Consider the following 15,420-nt stretch of genomic DNA (forward strand, 5'->3'; position numbering starts at 1 on the left):
CACGATCGGGATGGTCAGCCCCATCAACTACGAGAACGCTGCGGCCACCAACCGGGAAGCCGCATAGAGGAAACCTCCACGATTTGGGGGGAACCACAGTACGGCTGCCCGACCGTTATGTGCCCGCCGGCAACTGGAATGCCGCGTGTTCTCACAGAGGGTTTGTCTCGCACGCGCCCTAGACCGAAGGGGGAACTACGGCCTAGATACCCCGTTGAAGGAGCACACATGACCCATGACAGCGATCAACGTAGCCGGCCACCCGAGCTGGCTGCCCGAGATAAGCAGGCAGCGATGCCGAACAGTCTTGGGGTCGCATCGACAGGCCCGGCGTGTCCACCGCTGCCCGGGCGGGGTGCAGCAGGTGGCGACGAATTGCCCACAGCGCCAATCAAAGACAACACCGACCAGTGTGGCGGCGCTCTTTCGGCGCTGCTGAGAAAGGGGAAAACGGTAATGTGGCTCAGAACAACCATTGCTGCGATGACATTCGCATCGGTCAAGCGGCCACCGGCAGTGGTGACGGTGACGGGGAATCGTTTGATCGGATTGTTGCAGCAGATGTGCGATGAGAGGCGTCGGCGGGAACTGCATCGCCGGCTGGGGCCGGACCCGACGCAGGCGATCGACTCGCCGAGCGCCGCAATTGACTTCGCCGAGAAACTGCTGGCCTGTGTTCCGCGACACGACGTTTCCGAGGAGTTGTGGGCCAGCCGTGCGGTATCTCCGTTGTCGGCCTTGCTGTTTGCAGCGGCGGCCCAAGGCGGGACAGGCGGGATCGGTTGGGCTCGTCGCGCGCTGGTCAATGTCGATGCCGAGCCGGACGTGCCGGGATGGCGTCAGGCAGCCGACATCTGCCGGCGCAGCCCCGGCGCGGCCGGCAGGTTGGGGGAGGACTTGTTGCGGGTTTTGACGCTGGAACCTCGGCAGCGCAGCTCGATCAGTGTGGTCATGAGCGATGCGTTGACGGCGTGGGTGGGCGACGCCGGCGCGCGATGCGATGAGCTATGGCGGCGGGGTAGATAAATGTATGGGGGTGCTGCAAGCTCAACTCCATGTTGTCCATGGGCCGATGCTTGGGCACCAGGAAGCCCGCCCAGCGCGCGAACCACTCGGTCAGCAGGAAATGGTGCGGAGCAAGGCATTCGTAGCCGGTAGGCGCGGTGTGGTGATCGTCGAGGATCAGCAGTTCGTGCAGCAACGTGGTGCCGGTACGCCAGTGCCCGACGATGAACACCGGTGGATCGGCGATCACCGTTTCGGCTACGCGCCTGCCGAACACGGCCTGCTGGCAAAGTCCCAGAACAGAATTCACGACGCTGAGAAATGTGTAGAGGACCGCGAAGTGCCAGCGGCTCCAGTGCACGGCGAAGCGGTTATGGATCAGCAGGCGCGTCCAGGCGGAGAAATTGCAGCCGATCCACAGCGGCGCCGCCCACTCATGCCACCATGAGCGGGGCGTCTTCATCGAGATGCGCGGGCTGTCACGGCAACCCGGAGCCGGGTCGGGCCGCGAAGGTTGGCGTTCGTCGTCCATGCCGGGGGCTCGACCACGTCTATCCGGTCGATGTTGGTGACGATCTCGCGTAGCACGGCGTGGCCCTCCATCCGCGCCAGCTGGGTCCCGGGACACAGGTGTATGCCGGAGCCGAACTCAAGAAGACCGGTCGGGTTGCGGTCGGCACGAAAGACGTCGGGCTCATCGTGCTGGCGCGGGTCGCGATTCGCAGCGCCCCACGCCAGCAGCACCAGGGAGCCAGCCGGGATGACGGCTCCGCCGACGGGATAATCGACTCTCGTTGTGCGGCAGATGTTCTGGATCGGAGACACGAAGCGAAGTTGCTCCTCGATCGCCGAGGGAATCAGCTCGGGTCGGCGCGCCAGGAGCCTGAGCTGACCCGAAAATTGAGTGGTGAGTGGGCAGGGCGAAGCCACCCGGCTAAGCCGCCGGGTGGCCCCGGGGGATCGCACCCCGGGGCTCCCACAGAACCGTGCTTAACAGTCTCCCGTTACACGGCTCTTCTCATCCAGTCCGTCAGAACTCGGTCATCCACGCCCAGTGGGCGAACAGACCTGGTTGACGTTGCACCAGGTCTTTCCACCATCGCTGGGCCTTTTTGAATGACCTGAGCCGTTTGAAACCTCCGTCGCGCCCATCGCACCAGGTAGGTGTTGATGCGTCGCAGCAGGGGGAAGATCTCGGTCCGGTAGAAGTGGCCGTAGTAGTTCATCCAGCCGCGAACGACCGGGTTGATCCACCGTGCCAGCTCCGCCAGATCGGTCGTGGTGCGTAGATGCAGCCGCCAGGATCGGGTCACCGCGCCCATGCTTTTGATAGCGTCGACGCTGGCCGCGGGCAGGAACGCCGAGACCATGCTCGACTGGTCCCGCGTCGGGGCCTTCCTGGCCCGAAACGTGTACCCCAGAAACGTAAACGAGGTGTTCTCGCAATCGAGACGCCTGTTACGGTCCTTGCAGTAGACGTTCTTCGTTTTGGTCGGATGCAGCTGCAGCCCGACCTGCTCCATCCGTGTTTCCAACGCGGCCAGCACCTTTCGTGCTCGCCACTCGGTCACACAGTGCACCACAGCGTCATCGGCATAGCGTTCGAACGCGACCGTCGGGAATTCCCTTTCCAGCCACGAGTCGAACGCGTAATGCATGAACAGATTCGCCAAGACGGGGGAAATCGCCGACCCTTGCGGGGTCCCGCGTTCCCGCTCGACGAGCCTGCCCTCGGGCGTGCGGATCGGGGCGGCTAGCCATCGCTTCACGTACAGCACGATCCAGCGCTGTTCGTGGGTGACGTTGGCTTGCACCGCCTTGACCATCAAATCCCAGGCGACGCTGTCGAAGAATTTGCGGACATCCAAATCGATGACCCACGACCTCGACCAGCACCGTTCCCGGCATTTAGCCACCGCGTCTAGCTGCCCACGCCCCGGCCGGTACCCATAGGAATCGTCATGAAAGATCGGCTCCGTCCGAGGCTCCAGCGTCAGCGCGGCCACCGTCTGCGCCACCCGATCCCCCACAGTGGGCACACCTAAAACCCGTGTCCCACCATCGGCTTTCGGTATCTCCACAGCCCGCACCGGTGGCGGGAAGTACGTCCCCGACGACATCCGATTCCAGATCTTGTACAGATTGTCCTTCAGATCGGCCTCGGACTCCTCGATGGACACTCCATCCACCCCGGCGGCACCCTTGTTCGCCTTGACCTGCTTCCACGCCCTCCACACCAGGCGTTTGGAAATGTCGAACGGTTTCCCGCCCGGACCTGACATGCCCACTCGTCTCCTCCCGGGCTTTCGCCCGGTTGCTCGAACAACCACGTCCAGATGAGCCGGCCCCTTCGCTCCACCCCGATTACCGGGGCTTCACCGCTACTACGAGCCGGTCCGCCTGCGCGCGCCGCGACGGTACTCAGCACCCCCGGTTTCAGCCGTTCGGTGTGCTCCCTATCGCCCACCACCCCCAACGAGGGCGGTCGACAGTGTCGACACGCGCCTTCCCACGTTCCGCACAGCAGCCGCAGACCGGACTCACGCCACCTGCACGCCGGACACCGCCTGGCCAATAACTCGGGCACCCGCCAGACTCATCCCGGGATTGCATTGAGACCCCGGTTTCGATGTCGCTTCCTAAATCTCGACGCTTCAGCAGTGGTTCACTCACGTTCGTCTTCCCGATCCCCACCTGACGACTCGCACGCCGCCTTTTCCTCGACGCTCACCACGACGGTCTTCAGCCAACGCAGCTCGAGGTGGTTTGACGCCATCCCCCGAAAGGACGACGCCGAAGGGCCACAAAACCTTCATCTGCTGTGCAGCAAGCACTTTCAGACAGTCGCCTCCTACATGACGACTCCTTTCCACGCGTCGTGGCGCAATCGGCTAAGCCGGGTTTTTGTGCCGGTTTGGATCTGGTGGTTAGGCGGCGTGCTCGGCGATGATCGCTTTGCCATCGCGGATCAGGATGCGCTGTCCGGTGATCGCCTGCAGTTGGGTGGCCAGGTTACGGGCGCGGCGCTCGGTGTAGATCCGCGATTCGAAGTAGCTGGGCCCAAGATCGCTGAACACCGCCTCGGGGTCGGCGAGCAGATGCCAGACGATGGTCAACAGGCTGTTGCCGGCCGCGACGAGCGCTTTGGGTTTGCCGCGCCGCCGCGAAAGTCGCCGATAGCGGGCACCGAGGAAGGTGTCGGTACGCGAGAGGCTAAACACGGCCCGGCCCAAGACGCCAGCGATCCATGGGTTGCCCTTGCCTCGGCTGCTGGCACGGCGTTTACCGGCCGACTCGTGGGCGCGGGGACAAAACTTGGCCCACGACACCAGATGTGCCGGTGTCGGAAAACGGCTCATGTCCACGCCGATCTCCCCGATCAGTTCGGCGGCGGCAACCCTGTCGATCCCGGGCAGATCACACAACTGCGCCGCCTGACGCGCAAAAGGGGCGATCGCCGCCTCGATCGCGGTATCCAGCGCGGTGATCTGAGCGCTGATGCGGTCGTCGTTGTCCAGCATCATCCGCAGAATGACCGCATGGTGGTCGGTGAAAAACCCACGCAGCGCCTGTTCCAGGTCGGCGGTTTTGCGTTTGGCCCGACCCACGGCCAGCCGCGCCAGCGCGCGGGGATCGCGGTTGCCGGCGATCAGTTGCTCCATCATCGCGCGCCCGGACATGCCATCGATGTCGGTGAGCACCGTGCCGAGCTTGATCTGGGCGTCCTCGAGCAATTTCTCTACCCGCTGGCGCTCCCGGGCGCGGTCAGCGACCAACGCGCGCCGATAGCGGGTCAGATCCCGCAACTGGCGAATCTCGGGCGGGTGCACCAGCGAGGGTCGACACATGCCGCGCCCGGCGACTTTAGCCAGCCAGACAGCGTCGAGTTTGTCCGTTTTAGCCCGGCCTGGGGTGTTCTTGACGTCGCGGGCGTTGACCAGCCAGCACTCGAAGCCCTCGGCCTCTAGCAGGTAATACACGCCCTTCCAGTAGTCGCCAGTGGATTCCATCACCACCCGCGACACCTGCCACTGGCGAAACCACACCGCCATGTTCAGCAATTCGGCGGTCGTGTTCGGATACTCACGGACCTCCTGCATGCGCCGTCCCGGTTTCGATGGGTGCGGCACCCGCACTCACGCCACCAGCGCGGCCTTGCCCAGATCCAGCGCCGCGATCCGTTCCACGCGTAGTTCGGTCTCGTCGACCTCTTCCATCCTGTCTTCCTTCCTGTTGCACCATTCACTTGCAGGTGGCCGCCCGCGGGAACCCCGCGGGATCGGATTCGAGTCGGACCCTCGTGCTCATAGCAACACTGCGCGGCCCCGAAAGATGGGCGCCCAGTACCAAACTGATCGACGGGCTCTCCGCGCCAAGACGACGCCGGCCTCAGCGAGCGACCGCGCCCCATTTTCCCGCATGCGCGCCGTCCCCGCAGGGGACGGGGTAACTGATCGGAAACAGGAGCCATACCCTCATGTCAGGGAAGTGCCATCCGGGAGGGCCTCGATGGCGGGGTCGAGTGGCTGCTCATTGTCGTGTGTCGTCATGCCTCGAATGCCCTTGATGCTGCGCCTGATTCGTCACTGTGATGTATCAGGCTGCTGTGTCCGGGTCGGCGCGAGAGCAAGGGCGACGGCGAGTGCATCGTTCACCAGCCGCATGGTCGAAACCGACAGCGTTCCGAGGTAATCACCGAGTTCGTCCTTCCCGAGCGTTTCTATGTTGTCGGCGTTGGCATATCCGCTCAATGGGTCGTCGGACGACAACGGGACCCACGTAGGCAGTCGCCGTGCAGTGGTCGTGAGCCGAATAGCAACTACATCCGCGGTGCGGCGATTTCGGGGGTTGTTCGACACGATCAGCCACGGCTTCGGGCCGTAGCCGACGTCGCAGCGGTAGACCTGCCCGCGCAGAGGTGTCACTCGGCTGCGGCTTTCTGGCGAGCGTTGCGGCGCCTGCGTGCAGTCGCTCGCTCGACCTCCGATTCATATGGATAGTGAGGGTTGTCTTCAACGGCGGCCGCGTACGCGGCGTCGAGGTCTTCGTCACGCAATGCTTCCCAGAGGCGATTGATTGCATCGACGATCGCGGCGTTGCCGCTGCGATAGTGGCCAGCGGAGACGAGATCCTCGAGGCGCTGACGTGTCGGCTCGTCCAAGCGCAGTCGCGTGGAGTACTCAGCAGTCATAGCAAGTATCGTACCAGTCTGACACCGTTTAATGGTGCCGCTATTTGGTACCGATTTATCGTACCGATAATGGACGTTATGTCGACTCGTAAGTTGGTTTTTCGCAGGTAATGCGAATACGTCTGCTTGTGATTGTCCGGTCTCAGTGAATCTGGCGGTTATCGCGTTATGCCTGGCGGCCGGCGGGTCGCCGGGCGATTCTCAGTAAAACTGGCGGTCGCGGCACACCCCTTCCGCCGTCGCCATTGACTTGAGAAAGAATCGAGAGCATGGATTTCGATCGTCTGCTCGACGAGGCCGCTCACACCGCGCCAATCGAACCCCGAGAGCTTTACGCCTGGCTACCCGACAAGGCCGAGGGTTACGGCTATATGCGCGACGTCCAAGGTCAGGTGCTCACGACCTGGCACCGTCGTCGTGATGAACGCGACCTGATCCTCAAGGTCAACACTGGCAGCGGCAAGACGATCGACGGCCTGGTAATCCTTCAGAGCTACCTTCACGCCGACGAGGGCCCGGCGCTGTATGTCGCCCCCAACAAATACTTTGGCCGAGCAGGTGCGCAGGGAAGCCCAGCGGATCGGCATAATCCACAACCGACGACGTCGACAGCGCGGCCTACCGTGCTGGCGAGACGATCGGCGTCGTGAACATCTGGAAGCTGTTCAACGGTAGGTCGGTCTTCCGCCACGACCGCTATCCCTCCAAGCCCGTCCCTATCGGCTCTGTGGTGATTGACGACGCCCATGCCGCACTCGAAACCGCCCGCTCCAGCCTGTCGATCCGGATCGACCGCGACGCCAGCGACCAGAAGACCCCCGAAGGTCAACTGTTCGTCGACCTGCTCAACCTGTTCCGCGACGACCTCGCCAAAATCTCGCCCAACGCACTGCTCGACATCGATGAGCGCAGCTTCGGTGCTCTTGCGCGCGTTCCTTTCTGGGCCTGGCGAACACGACTTGAGCAGGCCCGCCAGAGGCTGCACAAAGACCGCGGCATCGAAGCGCTGAAATACTCGTGGCCAGCCGTTAAGGATGTCCTGCCGTTCTGCCGGGCAGTGTTCACCAGCACCGGTGTCACGATCACCCCGCTCTGCAGCCCGGTTGGCCTGATTAGTCCTTTCCACACCGCCAAATACCGCATCTACTTGACCGCCACCCTGGCCGACGACTCCGTGCTCGTCACCGACTTCGGCGCCGACCCCGAGAGTGTGGCCGAGCCCATCACACCCACCTCCGCCGGCGACATCGGCGAGCGAATGATCCTTGCCCCGATGGAACTCAACCCGGAGATCTCCGTAGAGGCTGTCCGCGCCGAAATCCTCACCCTGGCAGAGGATTACAACACAGTGGTCATCGTGCCCAGTGACTCCGTCGCCAACCAGTGGCAGCAGCTCATCGGCGACACGTCACGAATCATCCACGCCGACGACGTCGCCAACGTCGTGGCGCGACTACGCGGCAAAGAGCGTGTCGGGATCGTGGTGCTCGTTAACAAGTACGACGGCATCGATCTGCCCGGCGACGCCTGCCGCGTGCTAGTGCTCGATGGCCTGCCAGAAGCTTTTCGCGGCGAAGAACGCCTTGAAACGCAGCTGACCAGCCGCGAATCCGGCACCGATGACCGTCAAGTGCAGCGCATCGAGCAAGGCATGGGCCGGGGAGTGCGCAGCAACGAAGACCATTGCGTGGTGCTGCTTCTCGGTCCCCGCCTCACCCACCTGGTCAGCGATCCCGACACGTTTGCCCTGTTCAGCCCAGCCACACAAGTACAACTCAAGCAATCCCGCAGAATCTCCAGCGGCCTTACGGATCAACCACTTTCAGAGATCATGGGTGTCGCGCGTCAGGCTCTTGAACGTGACCCCAGCTGGGTACGGTTCGCCCGGCAAGGACTTGCCGCAATCACACCGACCGTGGGCCACGTCAGCCCCGCAGCCGCCCACCGCCGCACCGCGTTTGAACTTGCCACCGCCGGCAACATCACCGCAGCAGTCAAAGCTCTCGGCGACGCTGCGACGTTGACCGCGGATCCACGGCAGCAGGGCTGGCTGCTTGAGCAGCAGGCCACCTATATCGACCAGTACGAGCCGGCTCGGGCACAAGAGGTACTGGCGGCCGCGCGGCAGAAGAACCCCGCCGTGCTGCGCCCGCTGTCCGGAGCGGCGTACAAGAAGATCTCGGCGTCGGTCAGCCGGGCAACCGCCGCCAGTCACCACCTGATCGGGACCTACGGCACCGACCGCATGCAGCTCCGAGTGGGCTTCGAGGCTCTTCTCGACGCATTGCGCTTCGACCCCTCACCCATTGCGGTCGAAGCGTTCGAGCAGGCATTCCGCGACGTCGGCCTGCACCTTGGGTTCGCCGCGCAACGCCCGGAGCGAGACATCGGCAGAGGCCCGGACGTGCTGTGGGCGCTTGGCGACCTCAACTATTGGGTTACCGAGGCTAAGAGCGGCGCCACAGCCAGCTACATCGGCAAGGTGTACAGCAACCAGCTGACCGGATCCAAGCTCTGGTTCCACGGCTACTACGACAGCACCGTCAACGCGGTACCCGTTTTGATCCACCCCGCAGACCGACTGGGGTCGAACGCCACTGCAACACCCGGCGCACGCGTGATCACGGCCAATAAACTCGACGCGTTCAAGGACGCGGTGCGCAATTTCGCCACTGCCCTGACCGAGTCCGCTGGGACGAACCCGACGCCGTCGACCGCCTGCTTGCCGGACACAAACTCCGTGCCAGTGACCTCTACGGCTACACCCGCGCCATCAAACCCGCCTGAAGGCCGAACCACGGGCCGCCGCCGGCGCTGCGAGCATCCTGTCGGAGCTATATCAGCCGGCCCGAAGAGATCGAAAGGCTCTCCCGCGGTGCGGTCTGCGCCTGACGCAAAGCGCAACGCGTATAACCCCCTCTCGGCCCCCCCAATTTCGGGCTGCGTTGTGGTTCAGACACCGGTCTCGCCGAGTTCAATTCAAGCGTCGTCGCGGCACCGCTAAATGCGGCTTCGAGCGCGGCAGTCGTGAGGTCAAGACGACAGAAACCGCCGACAGGAATCGCGTTGCAATGCGTGAGTTCCGATAGTATTTGGCTGGTTTCGAGAACAGCGATGCAGCAAGGGAGCGCCATGTGCCCAGAAGCACGCGGATAACCAGTGGCAATACCCGAACCGGGTGCCGACGGTTGGCTGGGCTTCAGCTCCACCCCCTATACCGCAACGTTGGATGAGATTCACGATTGGTTTGTGGTTCGCGCTCCGAACCAAGAATCTCGAATAAGGCGATTTGACGCGCTCTGCCTTCATCTGAGCCTGCTTAATGAGATGGGTGGGCCATCCCCCGTGTGGCTCGGCGGCGGTTTCATCTCGCACAACGCGCAAACCAGCCCCGGAATCCGGCTTGTCTATCTCTGCGAAGATCGCGAGCGTCTGCGGACCCTGCTCCGCGACGACGGCGTGTACCAGCTCCTCACTTTGCAGACGGTCTTCGCCGAGAAGCCCATGATGGTGAGTATCGCCGAGCTACGCCCTGTCGGTGGGCTGGTAGATGCTTATTTGGCGTCCCCTGCCCGACGGGTGTTTTGGGCGACCTGGTTGTCGATGATCACCCGGCTGGACGGAAGCACCCTCCCGGGTACCCGGCAGGGCTTTGTGGAGGTAACACTATGACTGTGGATCCGGTCGACGAGTTCGGCGCATTGCGCCGAGCGCGTGATGCCGCGCTGGCCGCCGAAACAGGCGACGAACTCGTCGACGCCTACGAGCAGGGCGCGATCATGATGGCCTGGTCGCAGGTCGTCGGGCAGATGCCAACCCTCACCGACACTTTGCGGGTGACCATACTCGGGGCCGACGACATCGACTCCTACACCGTCGGAACGGTCTCTCGGGCCTTCCAAAACGCGGTGGCGCGAGTCGACAAGGCAACCCGCCGTCCCACCTCCACAGCCCTCTCCCTGACCCGCCGCGACCGTGAGCGCGCTGAGCTCGTCCAACAGGCCCAAGTCGGCAATACCGTGTACTTCCGCGTGCCGGCGGTGCCGCTCTCCCCCGGCGGTTACGACATCGGCATCCAGTCGGGACGAGCGGGTGCGGCGATTCGTGAGTTGGTCGAGACCCTGCCAGCCAGCGCCGACGACGAGGAGTCGGCAAAGGGAATCCTCGGCGCGTCACGGCTATTGAGATTGGCCGTACAAGACATTAGTAACGTTGCGGCCTTGGTGCCAGAAGGCCTCGAACTCGACCTGGAGACCAGCGCCGAAGAAATCAAATCCGTGCTCACCCGCGACCGCGCCGCGAAACTTCTCACCTTTTTGGGTAACCGAGACACCGTCGAAGACACCGAAACCGTGGTCGGCAAACTTGACGGATTTCGGGGTACTCGCCGCGTTTTCTACCTGATCAAGGACGACAATTCCGAGATCGCCGGGTCAATCGAAGGCGACCTTCTTTCCACCGTGCGCAATTTGGTGGGCACCAGGGTGCGCGCGCGCGTATCGACAACTCGGTGGCGAGCGCAGAACGGCCGCCTCGGCCCAAAGCACTATGGCTTGCTCGACCTCATGCCTGCCGGTGAGCAGGAAGCCATGTTCAGCGATGGATAGGTGGTCGATCGTCGAAGCTCCTGACGTGAAGCCATCGCTGTCGGATGAGCCACGCGCATAGTAGGTGCCGATTTGATGCCGATCCCTTGGCCGGGCAAAGGACGTCCGGGGGCTCGCCAATGATCACCCACGGAGAACGACGACAAAAACACCGCCTCACAGAACGACGAATCATGTTCTACGCCAGGGAGGCAGCTGCTCATGCGTCAACTGCGATACTCCCGGCACCTCACCGACGTACCCAGCCAGGGTAATTGACCGTCACTTGGTCAGTTGGCGACTGCGGTAGCAATCTCGTCACAATCCGTCACCGTCACCCGAACTTTGGTCCAAAAGAACGTCCGGCCTGGACCATACTCTACGTCGGGGGTTCGCCGACCCGCTGCACCCCGATTCGGAGCCGCCATGGACACACATGAACTGCGCATTTCCAACGTCGGCGTCTTCGACAGCGTCGACGGCCGGATCGCCGGGCCGGTGGACGTCACCGTCCGGGAGGGAGTGATCGCCGCGGTGGCACCCGCGGGTTCGACGGAATTCTCCGGCTCGCAGATCGACGGGACCGGAAAAACGTTGATTCCCGGGCTGATTGACGCGCACTGGCATGCGATGTTCGCCACCATCCCGGCGGCGGTCGCACAACTTAGCGACCTCGGTTACGTCTATGCCCGGGCGGTCGTCGGCGCCCGGGAAACGCTGCTGCGCGGCTTCACCACGGTCCGCGATCTCGGCGGTCCGGTGTTCGGAATCAAGCAGGCCATCGACGAAGGCGCGATCGTCGGCCCGCGCATTTATCCGTCCGGCGGGTTCATCTCCCAGACCGGCGGACACGGCGACTTCCGGCTGCCGCACGAGGTCCCTCGCGGTATCTGCGGACACCTGAGCTACACCGAGATCATCGGTGCCGCCGTCATCGCCGACGGCGAAGCCGAAGTCCTGCGGGGAGCGCGAGAGATGTTGCGGCGCGGCGCCTCTCAGCTCAAGCTGATGGCCGGCGGCGGTATCACCTCGACGTACGACCCGGTCGACGTGGCCCAGTTCACCGAAGCCGAAATCCGCGCCGCGGTGGCGGCCGCGGAGAACTGGGGCACCTACGTCACCGTGCACGCCTACACGCCGCGCGCGATCCGCACTGCCGTGGCCGCCGGGGTCCGGTGCATCGAGCACGGCCACCTCATCGACGAGGACACCGCCGCACTGCTCGCCGAAAAGGACATCTGGTGGTGCCTGCAGCCCTTCCTTGCCGACGAGCCCACGATCCCCGTCACATCGCAGACGAGGGCAAAGCTTCGGAAAGTGGTCTCCGGCACCGACGCCGCGTATCGGCTTGCGATCAAGCACCGGGTCAACGTCGCGTTCGGAACCGACATATTGTTCGACGCCACACTCGCCGGCCGGCAGGGCGCCCAGCTGGCCGAGCTCACCCGCTGGTATACGCCCGCCGAGGTGCTGCAGCAGGCGACGATCCGCAACGCCGAGCTCTTGGCCATGTCCGGGCCGCGTAACCCGTACCCCGGCCGGCTGGGCGTGGTGGCCGAAGGTGCCCTGGCCGACTTGGTTCTTGTCGACGGCAATCCGGTGGCCGACATCTCGCTGATCGCCCGGCCCGATGAGGCGTTCGTCGCCATCATCAAGGACGGCCGTCTGGTCAAAGGCCCTGCCGGCTAGCCAGGGCGTGCCTGGACATGGCGGTGCGGAACAATCGGGGTCAGCATGGTCGACAACGACGGTTCTCCACAGACATCCCGGCGACGCCACATCGCGCGCCTCGCCGTGTTCGCCGGCTTCCTCCTCGGGCTGTGGTACCTGGCAGCTATTGCGCGAGTCGTCGACGTCGAGGCGATGCGGCGCGCGGTCTCGGCGACGGGTCCGGCGGCGTCCCTGACCTACGTCGTGGCCTCGGCTGTCCTCGGAGCGTTGTTCGTGCCGGGCCCGGTCCTGGCCGCGGGCAGCGGTCTGCTGTTCGGTCCGCTGCAGGGCATCTTTGTGACGTTGGGTGCGACAGTGGGCACCGCGATCGTCGCCAGCTTCGTCGGCCGGCGGGCCGGACGCGACAGCGCACGTGCTCTGCTGGGGACGAACCGCGCCGACCGCATCGACGCGCTGATCGAACGACGCGGCCTGTGGGCGGTGGTCGGTCAGCGCTTCGTCCCCGGCATCTCGGATGCGCTCGCCTCCTATGCGTTCGGGGCGTTCGGAGTTCCGTTGTGGCAAATGGCCGTCGGTGCGCTTATCGGCTCGCTGCCACGGGCATTCGTCTACACCACGCTGGGCGCCGCGATCGGCGATCGGTCGTCACCATTGGCCTACGCGGCGATAGCGGTATGGTGCGTGACCGCCATCATCGGCGTGTTCGCCGCGCGGCGCGGCTACCGAACATGGCGCGATCAGCACCAGCCGAGTCAGCGGCCGCGGCGCTGAAGATGTGACCCGACCAGCTCCTTGCGCGCGGTGACGCCGCGGCTGCGGTAGACGACGTAGGGCCGGAACAGATACGCGACCGGTGCGCTGAACGCGTGAACCAGCCGGGTGAAGGGCCAGATCGCGAACAGCGCCAGCGCGATCATCACATGCAGCTGGTAGTACAGCGGCGCCAGTGCCATCAGTTCGCCGCGAGGTCGCAGCACCCAGATGGACCGGAACCACACCGAGACGGTTTCGCGGTAGTTGTACGAGTCGCCGAAGGTCCCCGAGCCCAGCGCGGTCGCGTACAGCCCCGCCGAGATGGCCCCCACCAGAAACACATACATCAGTTTGTCGTTGACCGTGGTGGCCAGGAACACCGGGCCGCGGCTACGCCGCCGGTAGATCAGCAGCGCCAGCGCCGTCAGCGTGCTGACGCCGGCTATCGACCCCAGCACAACAGCCTGGACGTGATAGGCGTGATGACTCACCCGGACCGCGTCCGTCCATGATTCCGGGATCAGCAGCCCGATGACGTGTCCGACGATCACCACCAGGATGCCGTAGTGGAAGAGCGGGCTCGCGATACGCAGCAACCGCACCTCGTAAAGCTGCGACGAGCGGGTGGTCCACCCGAACTTGTCATAGCGGTACCGCCACCAGGTGCCGACGGCGACGATCGCAAGTACCACGTACGGCACCACATCCCAGAACGTCTGGCCGAGCACCTCATTCACCTCCGTAAGTTGCGTCGCGGCGCAATTCTCAAGTCTCTCAACGCAAACGGTGGCCGCGACCTCATCGCCGCCGCCCGCGCGGGAACATTCCGGGGGGCACCCCGCGGCCGTCCCAATTCAGTAGGTTGACCCGCGACGGCTGACTGGCGTTGGCGGCCATCTGGTCACTGGTCTGCCGATGCCGCAGCGCGTGGAACGTCTCGACCGCCACCGGCACCGGTCCTCCGCTGGCCTCGCCGAACGGGCCGGACCGACCCGTACATCCCGGGACCGCCGTCGAACGACAACGAGCAGCCGGGCTCCTCCATGGCCTCGCCGTCCAGCTCGTATGCCGTCGGGATCACGTACCGCTCTTCGTATTTCGCCAACGCCAGCAGCCGGTACATCTGGTAGATCTGCTCTTCGGTCATGCCGACCGACTCCGGGATGTGCGGCTGCGTCGGCCGGCCGAGGTTGATATCGCGCATATAGGAACGCATCGCCGCCAGCCTGCGCAGTACGGATTCCACCACGGTTGTGTCGCCGGCGGTGAACAGCCCCGCGAGGTACTCGATCGGGATGCGCAATGCCCCCAGCGCTCCGAACAGATTGCCGAGGTCCTCGCCGTCGTGTCCGTCGCGGCCGATGGCGTCGACGACCGGAGACAGCGGCGGGATGTACCAAACCATCGGTACGGTGCGAAATTCCGGATGCAGCGGAAGCGCAACCTGGTAGGTGTTGATCAGCGTATAGACCGGAGAGCGCTGGGCGGCCTCGATCCATTCGTCGGAGATCCCCTCGGCGCGGGCGCCGGCGATCACGTCGGAGTCGTTGGGGTTCAACAAGATTCGCCGGTGAGCATGGTAGAGATCGGCGTCGCACTCCACCGACGCGGCCTCCAGCACCCGGTCGACGTCGTAGAGCACCAGACCCAGGTAACGTAACCGTCCGACACACGTTTCCGAGCACACCGTTGGCAGGCCGACTTCGATGCGCGGATAGCACATCGTGCACTTCTCCGCCTTACCGGTCTTGTGGTTGAAGTACACCTTCTTGTACGGACAACCCGACACACACATCCGCCAGCCGCGGCAGCGATCCTGGTCGACGAGCACGATCCCGTCCTCGGTGCGTTTGTACATCGCGCCCGACGGGCAGGACGCCACACACGACGGGTTCAGGCAGTGCTCGCAGATTCGTGGGAGATAGAACATGAACGCCTGCTCGAGTTCTAACCGCACCCGTTCGCTGACCTGCCGCAGCACCGGGTCGCCGGGCACGATTTCAGGTGAGCCGCCGAGGTCGTCGTCCCAGTTTGCCGACCACGACACCTTCATCGGCTTGCCGCTGATCAGGCTGCGCGGCGGCGCCACCGGCATCTGCTCGCCCAGCGGAGCGGTGATCAGCTTCTCGTAGTCGTAGGTCCAGGGCTCGTAATAGTCGCCCAGGCTGGGCATCTTCGGGTTGGCGAAGATCTTCAGCAGCTTGGCCAGCCGCC

At 64.2% G+C, this 15,420-nt stretch carries 11 protein-coding genes and 4 pseudogenes; 7 read left to right on the top strand and 8 right to left on the bottom strand.

Features of this window, described 5'->3' with window-relative positions:
* Positions 1-483 precede the first annotated feature (483 nt).
* Positions 484-1,026, top strand: a complete 543-nt coding sequence (locus tag CDN38_RS09465; RefSeq protein WP_099318912.1) for a hypothetical protein — start codon at positions 484-486, stop codon at positions 1,024-1,026.
* A 7-nt stretch (positions 1,027-1,033) separates the two neighbouring features.
* Here the strand turns inward: CDN38_RS09465 and CDN38_RS09470 are convergent.
* The 6 genes and pseudogenes from CDN38_RS09470 to CDN38_RS09495 all read right to left on the bottom strand — a co-directional run.
* Positions 1,034-1,468 (bottom strand): annotated as a pseudogene (locus CDN38_RS09470) (sulfotransferase); the annotation flags it as partial.
* A pseudogene (locus tag CDN38_RS09475) lies at positions 1,465-1,905 on the bottom strand (cytochrome P450); the annotation flags it as partial. The pseudogenes CDN38_RS09470 and CDN38_RS09475, both read right to left, overlap by 4 nt.
* A 104-nt stretch (positions 1,906-2,009) precedes the next feature.
* The gene (gene ltrA / locus CDN38_RS09480) at positions 2,010-3,287 is read right to left on the bottom strand and encodes a group II intron reverse transcriptase/maturase (protein ID WP_233026825.1); all 1,278 of its coding nucleotides are present in this window, start codon (positions 3,285-3,287) and stop codon (positions 2,010-2,012) included.
* A gap of 645 nt (positions 3,288-3,932) precedes the next feature.
* Positions 3,933-5,105, bottom strand: coding sequence for an IS110 family RNA-guided transposase (locus CDN38_RS09485; protein WP_233026826.1), 1,173 nt, complete (start codon positions 5,103-5,105; stop codon positions 3,933-3,935).
* A gap of 483 nt (positions 5,106-5,588) precedes the next feature.
* Positions 5,589-5,930 carry a type II toxin-antitoxin system PemK/MazF family toxin gene (locus CDN38_RS09490; protein ID WP_075513613.1) on the bottom strand — a complete coding sequence of 114 codons (342 nt, stop codon included), beginning with the start codon at positions 5,928-5,930 and terminating at the stop codon, positions 5,589-5,591.
* A complete protein-coding gene (locus tag CDN38_RS09495; protein ID WP_075513612.1) occupies positions 5,927-6,196 on the bottom strand; it encodes an antitoxin in 270 nt (89 codons plus the stop codon). The genes CDN38_RS09490 and CDN38_RS09495 overlap by 4 nt, the downstream gene beginning before the upstream one ends.
* A gap of 269 nt (positions 6,197-6,465) precedes the next feature.
* On the opposite strand from CDN38_RS09495, the gene CDN38_RS09500 reads away from it, so the two are divergent.
* The 6 genes from CDN38_RS09500 (at position 6,466) to CDN38_RS09525 (ending at position 13,224) form a co-directional block, all read left to right on the top strand.
* Positions 6,466-6,846, top strand: a complete 381-nt coding sequence (locus tag CDN38_RS09500; protein ID WP_075513611.1) for a DEAD/DEAH box helicase family protein — start codon at positions 6,466-6,468, stop codon at positions 6,844-6,846.
* Positions 6,843-9,200, top strand: a complete 2,358-nt coding sequence (locus CDN38_RS30615) for a helicase C-terminal domain-containing protein (protein WP_075513610.1) — start codon at positions 6,843-6,845, stop codon at positions 9,198-9,200. Before CDN38_RS09500 ends, CDN38_RS30615 begins: the two co-directional genes overlap by 4 nt.
* Positions 9,201-9,355: 155 nt before the next feature.
* On the top strand, positions 9,356-9,868 hold the full coding sequence (locus CDN38_RS09510) for a hypothetical protein (RefSeq protein ID WP_142361264.1): 513 nt from the start codon (positions 9,356-9,358) through the stop codon (positions 9,866-9,868).
* Positions 9,865-10,803 carry a hypothetical protein gene (locus CDN38_RS09515; RefSeq protein ID WP_142361265.1) on the top strand — a complete coding sequence of 313 codons (939 nt, stop codon included), beginning with the start codon at positions 9,865-9,867 and terminating at the stop codon, positions 10,801-10,803. Before CDN38_RS09510 ends, CDN38_RS09515 begins: the two co-directional genes overlap by 4 nt.
* 405 nt (positions 10,804-11,208) lie before the next feature.
* Positions 11,209-12,471: a metal-dependent hydrolase family protein gene (locus CDN38_RS09520; RefSeq protein ID WP_075513607.1), complete on the top strand. Its 1,263-nt coding sequence runs from the start codon at positions 11,209-11,211 to the stop codon at positions 12,469-12,471.
* Between the two features lie 45 nt (positions 12,472-12,516).
* Positions 12,517-13,224, top strand: coding sequence for a TVP38/TMEM64 family protein (locus CDN38_RS09525; RefSeq protein ID WP_075513606.1), 708 nt, complete (start codon positions 12,517-12,519; stop codon positions 13,222-13,224).
* On the opposite strand, the pseudogene narI reads toward CDN38_RS09525, so the two are convergent.
* Together narI and narH are read right to left on the bottom strand one after the other, a co-directional pair.
* A pseudogene (gene narI / locus CDN38_RS09530) lies at positions 13,206-13,937 on the bottom strand (respiratory nitrate reductase subunit gamma); the annotation flags it as partial. The gene CDN38_RS09525 and the pseudogene narI overlap by 19 nt on opposite strands.
* Positions 13,938-14,004: 67 nt before the next feature.
* A pseudogene (gene narH / locus CDN38_RS09535) lies at positions 14,005-15,420 on the bottom strand (nitrate reductase subunit beta); the annotation flags it as partial.

It is taken from the genome of Mycobacterium ostraviense (assembly GCF_002705925.1).
Classification (GTDB): domain Bacteria; phylum Actinomycetota; class Actinomycetes; order Mycobacteriales; family Mycobacteriaceae; genus Mycobacterium; species Mycobacterium ostraviense.

What these genes read in the sequence shown, in the direction of transcription:
- CDN38_RS09520 (WP_075513607.1), top strand. Translation starts at nt 11,209, where the DNA reads ATGGACACACATGAACTGCGCATTTCCAACGTCGGCGTCTTCGACAGC.
- CDN38_RS09525 (WP_075513606.1), top strand. Translation starts at nt 12,517, where the DNA reads ATGGTCGACAACGACGGTTCTCCACAGACATCCCGGCGACGCCACATC.
- CDN38_RS09500 (WP_075513611.1), top strand. Translation starts at nt 6,466, where the DNA reads ATGGATTTCGATCGTCTGCTCGACGAGGCCGCTCACACCGCGCCAATC.
- CDN38_RS09465 (WP_099318912.1), top strand. Translation starts at nt 484, where the DNA reads ATGACATTCGCATCGGTCAAGCGGCCACCGGCAGTGGTGACGGTGACG.
- CDN38_RS09515 (WP_142361265.1), top strand. Translation starts at nt 9,865, where the DNA reads ATGACTGTGGATCCGGTCGACGAGTTCGGCGCATTGCGCCGAGCGCGT.
- CDN38_RS09485 (WP_233026826.1), bottom strand. Translation starts at nt 5,105, where the DNA reads ATGCAGGAGGTCCGTGAGTATCCGAACACGACCGCCGAATTGCTGAAC.
- CDN38_RS09495 (WP_075513612.1), bottom strand. Translation starts at nt 6,196, where the DNA reads ATGACTGCTGAGTACTCCACGCGACTGCGCTTGGACGAGCCGACACGT.
- ltrA (WP_233026825.1), bottom strand. Translation starts at nt 3,287, where the DNA reads ATGTCAGGTCCGGGCGGGAAACCGTTCGACATTTCCAAACGCCTGGTG.